Genomic DNA, 14,930 nt, shown 5'->3' with positions numbered 1-14,930 from the left:
TTATAGCAAAAAGGTTCTAAAATCAAGTTTTGATTGATTGTTTAGACAATTTTAATTTTCTTGAAAAGCTAAGCTCAGCGAACTGTTTCTATTTGCCAAGCACTCCAACCTTTAAAACGAACGGCCCCCTTTTGATCCGTTTTGTAAATCGAATTCCCATATTCATGGTTGTTCTCCCCATTTTTTTCTTTAAATTTTTTCTTCTTGTCTACAGAAACGACAGTGATTTTAGGCTGAAAGATTTCGAAGACTTCGACATCTGTCTTTTTCTTCGATGCTTGCTGATGAGTTAGCACTACATCTGCTTGGATTTTTGGATAAGACTTGTTTAAGAACTTCTCCTCTATATTTCCAGTGACTAGAAAAGTTTGATTTAGTAGTTTTCCATACATGGCTATTGAGGTTTTACTATCACTGTTTTGATTTTCGATTACTTCTAAACTACTCCCAAAAATATATAACTGCTCCCCTGTTTTAATAGGACGTACTTTCAAGTTACTTTCCTTTAATTTATCCATAAATTCTCTTTTAGATAGAGTTTCTTCAGTTACTAGAATCTCTCCAAGATTGAAGGCTTTACTAATTTCTAGTAGATGGTCTAGCTGCTTAGGTTCACTATCCGTTAAAACAAGCTGATCAATCTTTGCCACTCCTCGACTTTTCAGATAGGGAATTAAACTCCGTTTGGCAATGCTCGAGGTGACTTTCTCCTGCCAAGCTTCTTTTTTCTCAACTGCTAACTTTTCACCGACATCCAGTAATATTGTCTTTCCTGTCATGTCTCTTAGGAAAATGCTCCGTCCCTGCTCCATGTCTAGGACTGTGATTTCATTTTCCAGGGGATGTTTGCTTACTAAGAAAAGTAAAATGATAAATAGGATAAGTATAGGTGCTTTCTTCAAATTTTTACGATAATCATAAATCAGCGCCAAAGAGACTAATAGACATACCAAAACCCAGAGATTAGGTTGACCAAAAATAAAGGGTCTAGTAGATAGCTGAGAAACATAGCGTATGATGTCCTCTAACCATTCAAAGAGAAAGTTAAACTGGGTAATAGGATATATCCATGACAGACAGAAGAGTATTGATAAAAGTGGTAGCAAGACCATATCAAATAAAAAAGAAAAAACAAAGGTTAAGAGTATGGACCAAGGTTGAAATTCAGAAAAATAGAATGATAAAATCGGCAGAATTCCTAAGGAAATAATGAAACTTTCTCTCACCAGACCTTTTATCCCTGCTACTTCTTCACCAGTCATGATCAGGATAAAGGCATAGGCACAGGAGAGCACTCCTCCAGCAGTTAGGAAGAAATTCGGCATCACGATAAACAAGACAAGGACCGTCAAAGCAAAATTATCCAGTCCCATGAAGCCATGCTGAGCCAAAAGTTTTTGTAAGAGACTACGAATAACAGAAGCTGAGAACCCTGTCAAACCTGCATAGACCAAAGAAAAGGGATAGGCAAGCCATTTGAACTTCTCTTGCGTCAAACCCAATCGTAAGAGTGACTTTTTAAAAGCATTCATGAAGAAACCAACCTGCATCCCTGACAAAGCAAAAAGGTGTATAATTCCTAGACTGGAATAGAGTTCATTCATTTCCTCAAAGTCGGTGTCCAAATGACCCAATAAGAGTCCCGTCATATAATTACGAATGGGGTCAGGAAAATTCCTTTTTATCCAGACAACTGCTTTTCTCCGCAGGCTGGATAGATTTTCTCCTATATCCCAGCTGGATGCTTTCTTTAATTCGACAATTTCCGATATAGTTAAGGTCTGATAAATCCCCTGTGTTTTGAGATAGTTTCGATAATCAAATCCAGCAAAATTATTTGCTCCTTGAGGAATAGCTAGCTTTCCTTTTACTACTATCTCATGCAGTTCTGATAACTCTTGAAATCTTTCCTTTTCAGCCTCTGACTGGAATTTATAATAAACCTGAAAGTGTCTCCCATCAGCCTTCCCACGAAAGGATAAACTATCTCCATTAACCTTGATAGTATCAGGCAAGATTCGTACCGTATTAACGGAGTCAACAAGATGTTGACTCGCTTCTTCTTGTTGCAATTTTTGAAATATAAACCAACTTCCAAATAGTCCACAAACAAAGAGAACCTTGACCACAGTCTTCCATGGAAATTGAAAAAAGAGGCAGAGCAGTAAAAAGACAAAGCCCAAGAGTGCTAAAAAGCTTGCTGAAAAGATAGCATAGTAGAGCCAAAGCAGGAGAAAACTAAGATAGATTTTGGGGATGGGAAATCGACTAATCCACTGTGACATACTCTTTTAACTTTTCTATCGTTTTTGCACCAATACCAGAAACCTTTTTGAGCTCATCAACTGACTTAAACTTACCGTTGGACTCACGATGGTCGATGATATCCTGAGCACGTTTGGCTCCCAACCCCTTGACTTGTTTCAGCTCCTCTAAACTGGCTTTATTGAGATTGACTTTCTTGTTTTCTTTGGTGTTGGAAGCATTTGAATGTGCCTCTTGGTTGGTAGCTTCTTCCTTAGTCGGAACATAAACAAGTGCTTCGTCACTAATTCTCTGGGCAAGATTGATAGACTTACTATCAGCATTATCTGTCAAGCCACCAGCTTTTTGGACAGCATCGTTGATACGACTTCCAACTGGCAAATCATAAATTCCAGGTGATTTGACCGCACCTTTTACATCAACAGTAATCAGATCTTGCTCCACCACTTCTTCCTTCTGATTTTTATCTTCCTTTTCCTCCGTCAAATCCTTTGAAACAGTTGTAACTTCTGTTTGTAAATTGCTTTCCTTAGCCGGTGTTTGAGCGACTGGCTTTAAGAGGAAAAATCCGCCTAAGACCAAGCCCAAACTAGCACAGATAACAATGATTTTATATTCTTTGATTTTCTCAATAAGTTCTTCCATATTTTCTCCTCTCTTAGCTTATTCGTAAGAGAAAGAAAAAACAGCTGAAAAATCTTTTTCAACTGCTTACTTATTTGCAAAATAATCTTCCTTATTCAAGACATATCTTAAGTAGAGAAATAAGTTTTTCTTGCAATTTATAGCGGTTTCATATAAAATAAAAACATCACAAGAAAAGACCGGGTTCTTCCTGTGATGATTTCGTATAAGAACCTAGATGTTAAATAAGGAGCTAATCTCTATGTTAATTGGAATTCCAAAGGAAATTAAAAACAATGAAAATCGTGTTGCTTTGACACCTGCTGGTGTACAGAGTCTTGTCGGTCGTGGTCACCGAGTCCTCATTGAAACAAATGCAGGACTTGGATCTGGTTTTGCTGATGCTGACTATGAAAAGCAAGGAGCTGAGATTGTCGCAACTGCTGCTGAAGCCTGGGCTGCAGAGTTAGTTGTTAAAGTCAAGGAACCCCTTGCTAGTGAGTACCAGTTCTTGCGTGAAGACTTGCTTCTCTTCACCTACTTGCACATGGCCGCAGCCCCAGAATTAGCGGATGCTATGCTTGTAGCGAAAACAACTGGTGTTGCTTATGAAACTGTACGCAATACTGAAGGTCAACTTCCTCTATTGGTTCCAATGAGTGAGGTTGCAGGTCGTATGGCTGTCCAAATCGGAGCTCACTTCTTGACGAAACAAGCTGGTGGTTCTGGAGTTCTTTTAGGTGGTGTCCCAGGTGTACCAAAAGGAAAAGTAACCATTATCGGTGGTGGTGTCGTTGGTACACACGCAGCACGTATCGCTCTTGGTCTAGGAGCTCAAGTAACTATTCTTGATATCAGTGCTAAACGTCTCTCTGAACTTGAAGATGTCTTTGGTCACCAAATCCAAACACTCATGTCTAACCCATTTAATATCGAAGCAAGTGTGCGTGAAGCAGACGTTGTTATCGGTGCAGTATTGATTCCTGGTGCTAAAGCTCCAAAATTAGTGACAGATGACATGGTTCAACAAATGCGTCCTGGTTCTGTCATCGTAGACGTTGCAGTAGACCAAGGTGGTGTTATTGCAACAGCAGACCGTGTGACAACCCATGATGAGCCTGTCTATGAAAAACACGGTGTTCTCCACTATGCAGTTGCTAACATTCCTGGAGCAGTTGCACGTACTTCTACTATCGCCCTTACAAATGTGACCCTTCCTTATATCGAAGCCTTGGCAGGAAAAGGATTTAAGAAAGCAATCCTTGAAGACGCAGGCTTGCTTGAAGGTGTAACAACTTACCAAGGTCAACTCACAAGTCAACCAGTTGCTGAAGGTTTAGAACGTGACTTCACACCTATCAGTGAACTTGTCTAATAAGAAATTCAAAAAAAAATTAAGAGCAGTTTTTCAACTGCTCTTTTTCTTTATTCTGTTTCTTCTTGATTTTCTTCAGCTTTGACAGGTCGAGGTTCATAGGCTCTGATAATCTGAGCAACAACTGGATGGCGAACCACATCCTTGGCTGAGAAGTGTACAAAGTCGATCTGGTGAATGTTCTTAAGTTTTTCCTGGGCATCAATCAGACCTGATTTAACATTACGCGGCAGGTCTATCTGGCTAATATCGCCATTGACAATCATTTTTGAATTGAATCCAAGACGTGTCAAGAACATCTTCATCTGCATGATAGTTGTATTTTGAGCTTCATCCAAAATGACAAAGGCATCATCCAAGGTACGTCCACGCATGTAGGCCAAAGGCGCAATCTCAATAATTTCTCGCTCCATGAGACGAGTTGTTTGGTCTTTCCCTAAGATCTGATATAAAGCATCATAGACTGGTCGAAGATAAGGATCTACTTTTTCTTTCAAATCACCAGGTAGAAATCCCAAGCTTTCCCCAGCTTCTACTGCTGGACGAGTCAAGATAATACGCTTTACTTGGCCACGTTTGAGGGCTGTAACAGCCAAGGTCACTGCTAGGAAAGTTTTTCCTGTCCCCGCTGGCCCAATCCCAAAGGTAACATCATGGTTCTTAACACTATCTACATAAAGTTTTTGACCCAGTGTCTTTACACGTATCGGCTTACCAGTATTGTCTTTGATAATCTCTTCTTCATAGAGGGCAACAAACTTATCGATTTCATTGTTTCTAACCATATTGATGGCAGTCACCACATCCGGAGTTCCTACTGTCATGCCACGATTGACCAAGACCATCAAGGCTTGAATTACTTGTCGTGCTTCTTCACAAGAAGACTCCTCTCCCAAGACTTGTACAATCTCTGTACGAGCATGGATGATAACATCTAACTCATCCTCCATCAAGCGAAGATGGCGTTCATTGGAACCAAAAAGATGAAATAGGTCATCTGGATGACTTAACTGAATGTCTATTGAATGTTCCTTCAAATAAAGAACCTCTCTAACTCTTTAATTTCTTTTTATTATAGCAAAGGCATTTAGAAATTGCTATCCCTAACACCTATGGTATCTTTAATGTTCTAAATATTCTTGCCAGATACGATCGAAGTCTCCCATATTAAAGGAAAAACTAGCATGTTCTTCTAAAAATCGACTCACCTGATCGAAATCATCCGTATGTTTTGGGAAGGCTGACTCCTCAAAGGCAAGATCCGCTAAAATTGCTTTGGGACTATGACTTTTAGGATTACGCTCAGTCATAAGCCATGTATAAAATGATTTTCGCATAAGCCTCCCTAAATTAACTCTGTACCAAATTGGTCTTGTTTAATCTTTCCAGCTTTCATTAAACCACCAAGCGCTTTTTTAAACTGACCTTTAGAAATACCAAAGGTAGCCTTGATGTCATCTGGTGATGATTTGTCATTTAAGGTCATAAATCCACCATTACTTTCCAAGTAAGTCAGAATCATTTGTGCATCATTTTCTAACATCTCAAAAGAGCGAGGTTTTAGTGATAGATTAAGAGTTCGGTCAACTTCACGGAAACCAATGACACGCACATCTAACACTTGCCCCAAACGTGGCTCTGCATAGCGCTCACTTGGGTGGATAAATCCAAGCATGTTGTTTTCTGGTAGATAGACAAAAGTTCCTGATAACTTAAGACGATAAACGATTGCAGGCCAGTTCTGATTTTGCATGTTGTTGTAGGCTGGACGAGCCAAACGTTGGAAGTCTTCCTGATAAGCCAAAACTCCCCAGATACGGTCTTTCTTATCTACTTCTAGACGAATATAAAGTTTATCGCCCTTCTTAGGCCAGAGCTCTTTCAGTTCAGGTAGGATATCAAGTGACACTACGATTTCCTTGTCAGGAAGCCCTGTATCAACAAAGACACCCAAATCCTTTCGAACCTCTGTTACTGTTCCCCAACCAAATTGTTCCTGAGTCGCAGTCACTTCTAAGGTAGTCAAGCGAAGTTTTTGCTTCATATCCGTGTAGGCAAATCCTTTAACAGTATCACCTATTGCATGCTGGCCTTCTTTCTTATCAAGAGCATAGGTCTGACCATCCTTTTGAACAAAGTAAAAACGGTCATTTTCATCGATGATAAGTCCAACGATAAAACTTGCAAGATTTGTATTCATGTTTCCTTCTTTCGAATAAAACTCAGCCAGCAATGCCAACTGAGTTTTTCTGTTTATTTCTTAGACTTCCAAGATTTCTTTTTCTTTATTGGCAGTCATGTCGTCGATGTGTTTAACAGCATCGTCTGTCGCTTTTTGAATATCTTTTTCAAGAGTCTTCAATTCATCTTCAGTGATTTCTTTAGCTTTTTCTTGTTTTTTAGCTTCATCCATAGCATCACGACGAATATTACGGATCGCTACTTTAGCATTTTCACCAACTTTTTTCACTTCTTTAGCGAGGTCGCGACGAGTTTCTTCTGTAAGAGCTGGGATTACCAAGCGAATAACAGAACCATCGTTAGCTGGTGTAATACCAAGATCTGAAGCGTTCAAAGCACGCTCGATATCCTTCAATGAAGATTTATCAAATGGTGTTACCAACAAGACACGCGCTTCAGGAATTGTGATAGAAGCGATTTGGTTAAGAGGTGTTTCGACACCATAGTATTCAACAGTAATACGGTCAAGCAAGCTAGCGTTAGCACGACCTGCACGGATACCACCAAACTCACGCGCAAGTGAGTGGTGAGATTGAGTCATTCTCTCTTTAGCTTTTTCTACAATTGCGTTAGCCATAATTTTTTTTATTCCTTTTCTTCGATATTGTTTGAAACAGTTGTTCCGATATTTTCACCAAATACAACACGTTTGATATTGCCAGGTTGGTTCATATTAAAGACGACCAAGTCAATATCGTTATCCATAGATAGAGTTGAAGCTGTTGAATCCATGATACGGAGTCCTTTATTAATAACATCACGGTGAGTCAATTCTTCAAATTTAACAGCCGTTTTATCTTTCTTAGGATCAGCATTGTAGACACCGTCTACACCATTCTTAGCCATCAAAATAGCGTCCGCTTCAATCTCAGCTGCACGAAGAGCCGCTGTTGTATCTGTAGAGAAGTAAGGTGAACCGATTCCCGCGCCAAAGATAACGATACGTCCTTTTTCAAGGTGGCGAAGGGCACGTCCACGAATATAAGGCTCTGCTACTTGTTGCATGGCAATAGCTGTTTGTACACGAGTATCAACACCAGCTTGTTGCAATGAATCTGCCATCACAAGAGCATTCATGACTGTCCCAAGCATTCCAGTGTAATCCGCTTGAACACGATCCATACCAGCTTCTGCTGCAGGTTCTCCACGCCAAAGGTTTCCACCACCGATAACCAAGGCAATTTCAATTCCTAGCTCGTGAACTTCCTTGATTTCTTGGGCCATACTTTGGACGGTTTTGATATCAATACCGACACCACGTTCGCCAGCAAGGGCTTCACCAGATAGCTTGATTAAGATACGTTTATACTTAGGTTCTACCATTTTCTCTCTCCTTTTTTCATCCTACCTATTTTATCACAATTTCAAGGATTTTTATAGTATCATGAACAATTCTTTCAAAAAAATTAGACAGATAAAAATTTCTCTAAATCAGACAAGGCACGTTCTGCAATTTTCTCATAACGAGCCTTTTTATCACGAATACGCTCACCTTCTAACTCCTTGATAATCCCGAAGTTAACATTCATGGGTTGGAAATGCTTGCTATCAGCATGGGTGATATAATGAGCTAAACTACCGATAGCTGTAGTTTCTGGGAAAATAGCCTCGCTTTCTCCTTTAAAAAGACGAGCAGCATTGATTCCAGCAACTAATCCTGAAGCAGCCGACTCAACATACCCTTCCACACCTGTCATCTGACCAGCAAAGAAGAGATTTGGCTGTTTCTTAGAACGGTATGTTTGCTCAAGAAGATTTGGCGAATCCATATAGGAATTACGATGCATGACACCATAACGGACAAACTCAGCATTTTCTAGTCCTGGAATCATTTGGAAGACACGCTTCTGCTCTCCCCATTTGAGGTGAGTTTGGAAACCAACGATGTTATAGAGACTACCTGCCGCATTGTCCTGACGAAGCTGAACAACTGCGTATGGCGTTTTAAAGTCACCATCACGAGGTCCCTTATAGTCTTCTGGATATTCTAGACCAACTGGTTTCATAGGGCCATAAAGCATGGTTTTAATGCCACGTTTAGCCATAACTTCAATTGGCATACACCCTTCAAAGTACTTTTCTTTTTCAAAAGAATTAAGGGGTGCTTCTTCTGCATTGATCAAAGCTTCATGGAAATCCATAAACTCTTGCTTGGTCATCGGAGCATTGAGGTAGGCAGCTTCTCCCTTGTCATACCTAGACTTGAGATAGACCTTGCTCATATCGATGGTGTTGACGTCGATAATAGGCGCTGCCGCGTCGTAGAAATAAAAGCCATCGCCGTCATTAAGGGCATGAATTTTCTCAGCCAGGGCATCGCTAGTCAAGGGACCAGTAGCGACAACCGTAATAACATCTGTCGGCAATTCTGTAATTTCATCACGAACCACTTCAATTAAAGGATGATTGGCAATTTTTTCAGTAACCATTTGAGAAAAACCGTCACGATCAACCGCAAGCGCTCCACCTGCAGGAACACGTGTAGCTTCTGCTGATTCTAAAATCACAGAACCAAGACGACGCATTTCTTCCTTGAGGAGCCCGACAGCATTTGTAAGAGCATCCCCTCGTAATGAGTTGGAACACACTAATTCTGCAAAATTATCTGTTTTATGCTGAGGTGTTGATTTGACACCACGCATTTCATAGAGTTTAACTGGAATACCACGCTCTGCGATTTGGTAAGCTGCTTCCGAACCTGCTAAACCCGCACCGATAACATTGATATAAGATTGAGACATGACACTAATACCTCTTTGGGTGGAACCTAAGTTCATATCAAAACAAGCTACTGGACTGTTTGACACCCACAAATCTTTCTAATTTTTCTTTTACTAGTATAACAAAAAAAGGGAAGAAGGCAAACTTCCCTGTTTAGTCATTTTCTTGATTCTCTTCCCATTCATGATAAGATGCATAGAGCTGGCTTTTGTTCCACTGATATATTTTTGCGACTTCCTTAATGGCTTGATTTTTCTTAACACCTTCTTGGATGCGCTCTTGGATTTCAGAGAATAAATCCTCTTCATCCTTATCTTCAACTTCTAGACTAGCACCTTCTACAATCAGAAGACACTCCCCCTTAAGTGGGGTTTCAGAGATACTTTCCAATAACTCAGTGATTTTCCCCCGTTGGTATTCTTCATAAATCTTAGTCAATTCTCGAACTAAGACAACTGAACGATCACCGTAAACCTCTAGCATATTTTCTAGGGTATCAGCTACACGGTGAGGCGATTCATAGAAAATCTGGGTCTCAGGATAATCTTTTTTTGATTCGAAAAATTGCTTTTGTTGTCCCGATTTTCGAGGTAAGAATCCATAAAAAATATGGGGTTGTGGAGCTAAACCACTGGCAATCAAGGCAGAAATTCCTGCGCTAGCACCTGGAACTGTGACCACTGCTATATCTTCTTCAATTGCCGCCTTGACCAAATCATGACCTGGGTCAGAAATGCTAGGTAGGCCTGCATCCGATACCTGAGCGATATTTTGTCCTTGTTTCAACAAATCAATCAAATCAGGAATCTTTTCCTTGGCATTGTGCTCATGAAAACTGATTTGTTTGGTTAAAATATTGAAATGCTTAAGCAATAGACCGGTATTACGAGTATCCTCGGCAGCAATCCAATCCACCTCTTTCAAAGTCTGAATGGCACGAAAGGTCATATCTTCTAGATTCCCAATTGGAGTTGCGACAAGAAATAACTTACCATAAGGTGACTGACCTTTAAAACTTTTTTGAATCTGCATGCTTACTCCCTAAACAACAATTCATCACAAAACATACATTCTGCATCTTGTTCACGACGTTGACCGTAAAAATCGCGACACACATGAAAACCATCGTCATAGATTCGGCTCACGTTTTCTCTAACATGCTTGGTCTTAGTAGGAGCTGTTTCTTCTTCCTCATTCAAGCGCTCTCTCAATTTATCGTTCTCTAAACGAAGAGCTGTATTCTCTTCTACAACACTCTTGAGATTTTTTTTGATAGCTTCGACATCTGCCAAGGTTGCCAACAACTGTTGAGAAAAATCATCTAAGGCATCAAATAGTTCTTTCTTGTTCATGAACAGCCCTTTCTTTTTCTGTTTTCATGTTCATATTATTGTAAAACTAGGTATTCTAAAGAATTTTGGAAAGACACATTTGCTTTCCACATTTTTCTGGCTTCGAGAAGGTTTTGCAAGATTGTACGTGCTGCATTTTTTTGAATCTCTTGACCTGCTAATACTTCTAGAATTCTAAAGACTTGGTCTTGTTTTTCTTTGTCATCAGCTAAACTAGCTAATTTTGAGACCTGTAAATAAGATTCCTTTTTCCCAGCATCTAACCAAGAATAGAAACGTTCACTTTCTTCAACTAAAGTCCAAAAACTTGTTTGATTTGTCAGTTTTTCGGCTTCTGCTTGCGATTGACTAAACTCAGCTAAAAGCCTTGCTTTATTTTTGACCAATCCTGCTTGTTCAAGTTGATTCCTAAGGCTTTCGACTTGTTTCTTAAACTGGAAAATTTGTGTCCGGCTTCGAATAGTTGGTAAAATCTGCTCTTGATCATTGGTTAAAAAGAAAATATAGATTTCACTCTGCGGTTCTTCAATGACCTTTAGTAGTGAATTGGCGGCATTGGCATGCATTTTTTCTGCTTGTTCAATAATAAAAACCTGCCGTTGATTTTCAATCCCTGATTGCGAAAATTGTCCAACTAGTTCTCTAATTCTTTCTGTTTTTATAATCTGATTAATGGGACGAATAATTGTGACATCATGAAATTCTTCTTGATTAATCAACTTACAGTTTCGACAAGACTCGCAAGGCAAGACACCCTTTTTTTCTGTACAGAACAAACTCTTAGACAGAAATAAGGCCATCTCCATGCTTCCGAAATAACCTGAAAAGAGATAGGCATGATTCAGCTGTCTTTGCTCTAAAATGTGAACAAAACGCTCAAATTGCTGAGGTTGACAAGCTTTTAATTGCTCTTGATTCATTCTGTCAGCCCCATTCTGTCAAACAAGACTTGCTTAGTATTTTCAATCACTTGATCTAGTGGTAAACTGGCATCGATTTTTGCAATGCGTTCACCTTCTTTTTCAAGAAGGGAAAGATATCCTTGACGAACTTTTCTGTGCAAGTCTAAGCCTTCCAAGTCCAAACGGTTGACTTCACGATTACTGTTTGCCGCGATTCGTTCAAGCCCCTTCTCCACTTCAATATCAAAATAAAGTGTCAAATCTGGTTTAAGACCATCTGTCGCAAATTGATTGAGCCAATCAATAGCTTCAATATCTAAACCACGACCAAAACCTTGATAAGCAACGGAACTATCAATAAAACGATCCATGATGACCAGTTTCCCTGCTGCAAGTGCTGGTAAGACCTTTTCCACTAGGTGTTGTCTACGACTAGCAATATAGAGTAGAAGCTCTGTCTTGGCATCCATTTGAGTATGACTAGGATCTAAAATAACTTCTCGAATCTTCTCACCAATCAATACTCCACCTGGTTCACGTGTTGTTAAAACCTCAATATTTTTTTCTTCTAACACAGGAAGGATAGCTTCAAGCACACTCGTTTTCCCAGCTCCCTCTGGCCCCTCTAGAGAGACTAAAAATCCTTTTGACATGACAAACTCATTTCTTTTTTTCTTCCTTCTATTTTATCAAAAAAAGAGGCATTTGTGAAAAGCTTTTTAACCTAATAAAAATTTATTCTGAAAAACTAGGATATACATTCGTTAATAAAGTAGATAATTATTTAATTAAGTTTCTATATTCGTAATCAACTACCATACTGTCTTATTTTGCCTTCGTATAGCTAGAAAAAAGAACCTTGCATAGCAAGATTCTTTTAATGTCTGACTTAAATAATTGTTCTTCTGGGAACTAAATCGAATTAAGCTTCGATTTCTGTAACCATACCTGAACCAACAGTACGTCCACCCTCACGGATAGAGAATGTAGTACCTTGTTCTACGGCGATTGGGTGGATCAACTCAACGTCGATTGTCACGTTATCACCTGGCATTACCATTTCAGTACCTGCTGGAAGTTCGATTGAACCTGTAACGTCAGTAGTACGGAAGTAGAATTGTGGGCGGTAGTTGTTGAAGAATGGAGTGTGACGTCCACCTTCTTCTTTAGTAAGGATGTAAACTTCACCTTTGAATTTTCTGTGTGGGTTGATTGAACCTGGTTTAGCGATAACTTGTCCACGTTCGATTTCGTCACGTTGAACACCACGAAGAAGGACACCTACGTTATCTCCTGCAAGACCTTCGTCAAGTTGTTTACGGAACATTTCAACACCAGTAACAACTGCTTTTGAAGTTTCTTCTTTGATACCAACGATTTCGATTTCGTCGTTGACACGAACAGTACCACGGTCGATACGTCCTGAAGCAACTGTACCACGTCCAGTGATTGAGAATACGTCCTCGACTGGAAGAAGCAATGGTTTGTCAGTGTCACGTTCTGGTTCTGGAATGTACTCATCAACAGTGTTCATCAATTCCATGATGATATCTTCGTATTTAGAGTCACCTTCAAGAGCTTTAAGAGCTGAACCTTGGATAACTGGAAGATCGTCACCTGGGAAGTCGTATTCTGAAAGAAGGTCACGGATTTCCATTTCAACCAATTCAAGCAATTCTTCGTCGTCAACCAAGTCGATCTTGTTCATGAAGACGATAAGGTGTTTAACACCAACCTGACGTGAAAGAAGGATGTGCTCACGAGTTTGTGGCATTGGTCCGTCAGTTGAAGCTACTACAAGGATAGCTCCGTCCATTTGAGCGGCACCAGTGATCATGTTTTTAACGTAGTCCGCGTGTCCTGGAGCGTCGATGTGAGCATAGTGACGTTTTTCAGTTTCGTACTCAACGTGCGCAGTGTTGATTGTGATACCGCGTTCGCGTTCTTCTGGAGCAGCATCGATAGACGCATAGTCTTTAGGTTGGTTAACTGCTGAAGGCAAGCGACGTGCCAAAACAGTTGTGATAGCTGCAGTTAGGGTAGTTTTACCGTGGTCAACGTGTCCGATAGTACCAATGTTAACGTGTGGTTTACTACGATCGTATTTTTCTTTTGCCATTTGAGTAAAAGCCTCCAATAAAATATATTTTATAGATAGACAGTAGGCAATACAGTCTAACTTTCCTTACTATTTTATCAAATTTTAGCTAAATTGCAAGTGTTTTACAAAGATTTTGTGAATTATTCTTATTCTTCTTCTCGGTACTCGATTTATTGATAAAAGATAAAAAAAGAAACAGATGAATCTGTTTCTTTTTGAAAATCTTTATTTTTCTTGTACTTCTTTATGTTTTTCATAAAGTCGAACTAGGAATTTGGATATTTCTTTGAGAATCGAGTAGGTAGGAACGGCAACAATCATACCAACGACACCGTAGATATTACTTGACAACAATAATAGGACGAGAATTGTAATCGGATGAACCTTCATGACTCCACCAACAATACGAGGGTATAGGATATTCCCATCTACTTGTTGGATAATCAGCATATAGATAACTGCTATTATCATCTTTTGAGGATCCGTAAACAGATTTGAAATAATCATCGGGATTAATCCAATACTCGGTCCAACATAAGGAATCAGATTCGCTAAACCTGAGAAAATAGCAAAAACTAATGCATATTTTAAGCCAATCACACTATAACCGATAAAAGCCAAACACCCGATAATGAATGCATCGATTGATACTCCACTTATGTAACGGGAAATCGTCGCATTCAAGTTTGTTATTAAACCAGATATATTAAGTTTGTCTCGTTTTAAAATAGTTCTTTCTAGCATCGGCAAAAATTTATGCCCATCTAGAAGGAAGTAAATCAAGAAAACTGGTGTCATAATAATAATTAAAACAGTGCTTACTAGAGCTGAAAGAACACTTCCTACACTATTTGTCACACTATTTAAGATATTTTGTAAAATATCAACGTAAGAAAGATTTAATTGTTGAATTGTTTGTTGAATATCAAGTTCTTGGAAAGCAGGGTATTTTGATAATTCTATCACCAAATCTTGGAGTCGACCATAGATGCCTTGGCTGGAATTGATCAAACTACTCAACTGATTGATTAAAATCGGTAAGAGATATACGACAGCTATCACTATGGACCCGAAGAGAGCACAAAGTGTTAACAAAATCCCAATAATTCGGTTGATTTTACACTCTTTCTCTAAAAAGATAACGATTGGATTTGTTAAGTAGTAGAGAAATCCTCCTAATAAAAAGGGAATCATGATTGTATTTACGACACTTACAAATGGTGTAATAATAGCACCCATTTCTCTCCATAAGTAGAAGATTAAGGTTATTAATAATATCTCAGTGGTCCAGAAGAATAATTTATTTCTCCGAAACATAAGCCACCTCCTCTTTTTCCTATTTTACCATA

The 14,930-nt window shown here is 39.2% G+C and carries 15 protein-coding genes; 1 reads left to right on the top strand and 14 read right to left on the bottom strand.

From position 1 onward, the window contains the following. Positions 1-74 precede the first annotated feature (74 nt). Together QM857_RS05535 and QM857_RS05530 are read right to left on the bottom strand one after the other, a co-directional pair. Positions 75-2,285: a ComEC/Rec2 family competence protein gene (locus QM857_RS05535; RefSeq protein ID WP_414275319.1), complete on the bottom strand. Its 2,211-nt coding sequence runs from the start codon at positions 2,283-2,285 to the stop codon at positions 75-77. Next, positions 2,269-2,910, bottom strand: coding sequence for a helix-hairpin-helix domain-containing protein (locus QM857_RS05530; protein WP_414275318.1), 642 nt, complete (start codon positions 2,908-2,910; stop codon positions 2,269-2,271). The genes QM857_RS05535 and QM857_RS05530 overlap by 17 nt, the downstream gene beginning before the upstream one ends. A 241-nt stretch (positions 2,911-3,151) precedes the next feature. On the opposite strand from QM857_RS05530, the gene ald reads away from it, so the two are divergent. After that, on the top strand, positions 3,152-4,264 hold the full coding sequence (gene ald / locus QM857_RS05525; protein ID WP_414275317.1) for an alanine dehydrogenase: 1,113 nt from the start codon (positions 3,152-3,154) through the stop codon (positions 4,262-4,264). Positions 4,265-4,314: 50 nt separating this feature from the next. Here ald and QM857_RS05520 read toward each other — a convergent pair whose 3' ends face one another. The 12 genes from QM857_RS05520 to QM857_RS05465 form a co-directional block, all read right to left on the bottom strand. Further along, positions 4,315-5,301, bottom strand: a complete 987-nt coding sequence (locus QM857_RS05520; RefSeq protein ID WP_036752940.1) for a PhoH family protein — start codon at positions 5,299-5,301, stop codon at positions 4,315-4,317. Between the two features lie 84 nt (positions 5,302-5,385). Then, positions 5,386-5,601: a YozE family protein gene (locus tag QM857_RS05515; RefSeq protein ID WP_006154472.1), complete on the bottom strand. Its 216-nt coding sequence runs from the start codon at positions 5,599-5,601 to the stop codon at positions 5,386-5,388. A gap of 8 nt (positions 5,602-5,609) precedes the next feature. Continuing rightward, complete coding sequence (cvfB, locus tag QM857_RS05510) at positions 5,610-6,464, bottom strand: RNA-binding virulence regulatory protein CvfB (RefSeq protein WP_414275316.1); 855 nt, start codon at positions 6,462-6,464, stop codon at positions 5,610-5,612. Between the two features lie 60 nt (positions 6,465-6,524). Next, positions 6,525-7,082: a ribosome recycling factor gene (gene frr / locus QM857_RS05505; protein ID WP_006152642.1), complete on the bottom strand. Its 558-nt coding sequence runs from the start codon at positions 7,080-7,082 to the stop codon at positions 6,525-6,527. Between the two features lie 8 nt (positions 7,083-7,090). Beyond that, positions 7,091-7,828 (bottom strand): UMP kinase, encoded by a 738-nt coding sequence (gene pyrH / locus QM857_RS05500; RefSeq protein ID WP_004253279.1) that lies wholly within the window; start codon positions 7,826-7,828, stop codon positions 7,091-7,093. Positions 7,829-7,911: 83 nt separating this feature from the next. After that, on the bottom strand, positions 7,912-9,246 hold the full coding sequence (gene trmFO, locus QM857_RS05495; RefSeq protein ID WP_414275315.1) for a methylenetetrahydrofolate--tRNA-(uracil(54)-C(5))-methyltransferase (FADH(2)-oxidizing) TrmFO: 1,335 nt from the start codon (positions 9,244-9,246) through the stop codon (positions 7,912-7,914). Between the two features lie 133 nt (positions 9,247-9,379). Beyond that, positions 9,380-10,258, bottom strand: a complete 879-nt coding sequence (rsmI, locus tag QM857_RS05490) for a 16S rRNA (cytidine(1402)-2'-O)-methyltransferase (RefSeq protein ID WP_414275314.1) — start codon at positions 10,256-10,258, stop codon at positions 9,380-9,382. 2 nt (positions 10,259-10,260) lie between these two features. Next, entirely contained in the window at positions 10,261-10,578 is a 318-nt protein-coding gene (yabA, locus tag QM857_RS05485) for a DNA replication initiation control protein YabA (protein WP_223332880.1), read from the bottom strand. 35 nt (positions 10,579-10,613) lie between these two features. Beyond that, positions 10,614-11,498: a DNA polymerase III subunit delta' gene (locus QM857_RS05480; protein WP_414275313.1), complete on the bottom strand. Its 885-nt coding sequence runs from the start codon at positions 11,496-11,498 to the stop codon at positions 10,614-10,616. Then, positions 11,495-12,133, bottom strand: a complete 639-nt coding sequence (gene tmk, locus QM857_RS05475) for a dTMP kinase (RefSeq protein WP_195183324.1) — start codon at positions 12,131-12,133, stop codon at positions 11,495-11,497. Before tmk ends, QM857_RS05480 begins: the two co-directional genes overlap by 4 nt. A gap of 269 nt (positions 12,134-12,402) precedes the next feature. Next, entirely contained in the window at positions 12,403-13,599 is a 1,197-nt protein-coding gene (tuf, locus tag QM857_RS05470; protein ID WP_006154249.1) for an elongation factor Tu, read from the bottom strand. A 207-nt stretch (positions 13,600-13,806) separates the two neighbouring features. Beyond that, positions 13,807-14,898, bottom strand: coding sequence for an AI-2E family transporter (locus QM857_RS05465; protein WP_195183323.1), 1,092 nt, complete (start codon positions 14,896-14,898; stop codon positions 13,807-13,809). Between the last annotated feature and the right edge of the window lie 32 nt (positions 14,899-14,930).

The sequence above is a fragment of the Streptococcus infantis genome (assembly GCF_047463315.1).
GTDB lineage: Bacteria > Bacillota > Bacilli > Lactobacillales > Streptococcaceae > Streptococcus > Streptococcus infantis_AB.
This window is presented reverse-complemented; position numbering and strand designations above follow the sequence as displayed.

What these genes read in the sequence shown, in the direction of transcription:
- QM857_RS05535 (WP_414275319.1), bottom strand. Translation starts at nt 2,285, where the DNA reads ATGTCACAGTGGATTAGTCGATTTCCCATCCCCAAAATCTATCTTAGT.
- QM857_RS05530 (WP_414275318.1), bottom strand. Translation starts at nt 2,910, where the DNA reads ATGGAAGAACTTATTGAGAAAATCAAAGAATATAAAATCATTGTTATC.
- ald (WP_414275317.1), top strand. Translation starts at nt 3,152, where the DNA reads ATGTTAATTGGAATTCCAAAGGAAATTAAAAACAATGAAAATCGTGTT.
- QM857_RS05515 (WP_006154472.1), bottom strand. Translation starts at nt 5,601, where the DNA reads ATGCGAAAATCATTTTATACATGGCTTATGACTGAGCGTAATCCTAAA.
- cvfB (WP_414275316.1), bottom strand. Translation starts at nt 6,464, where the DNA reads ATGAATACAAATCTTGCAAGTTTTATCGTTGGACTTATCATCGATGAA.
- frr (WP_006152642.1), bottom strand. Translation starts at nt 7,082, where the DNA reads ATGGCTAACGCAATTGTAGAAAAAGCTAAAGAGAGAATGACTCAATCT.
- pyrH (WP_004253279.1), bottom strand. Translation starts at nt 7,828, where the DNA reads ATGGTAGAACCTAAGTATAAACGTATCTTAATCAAGCTATCTGGTGAA.
- trmFO (WP_414275315.1), bottom strand. Translation starts at nt 9,246, where the DNA reads ATGTCTCAATCTTATATCAATGTTATCGGTGCGGGTTTAGCAGGTTCG.
- rsmI (WP_414275314.1), bottom strand. Translation starts at nt 10,258, where the DNA reads ATGCAGATTCAAAAAAGTTTTAAAGGTCAGTCACCTTATGGTAAGTTA.
- yabA (WP_223332880.1), bottom strand. Translation starts at nt 10,578, where the DNA reads ATGAACAAGAAAGAACTATTTGATGCCTTAGATGATTTTTCTCAACAG.
- QM857_RS05480 (WP_414275313.1), bottom strand. Translation starts at nt 11,498, where the DNA reads ATGAATCAAGAGCAATTAAAAGCTTGTCAACCTCAGCAATTTGAGCGT.
- tmk (WP_195183324.1), bottom strand. Translation starts at nt 12,133, where the DNA reads ATGTCAAAAGGATTTTTAGTCTCTCTAGAGGGGCCAGAGGGAGCTGGG.
- tuf (WP_006154249.1), bottom strand. Translation starts at nt 13,599, where the DNA reads ATGGCAAAAGAAAAATACGATCGTAGTAAACCACACGTTAACATTGGT.
- QM857_RS05465 (WP_195183323.1), bottom strand. Translation starts at nt 14,898, where the DNA reads ATGTTTCGGAGAAATAAATTATTCTTCTGGACCACTGAGATATTATTA.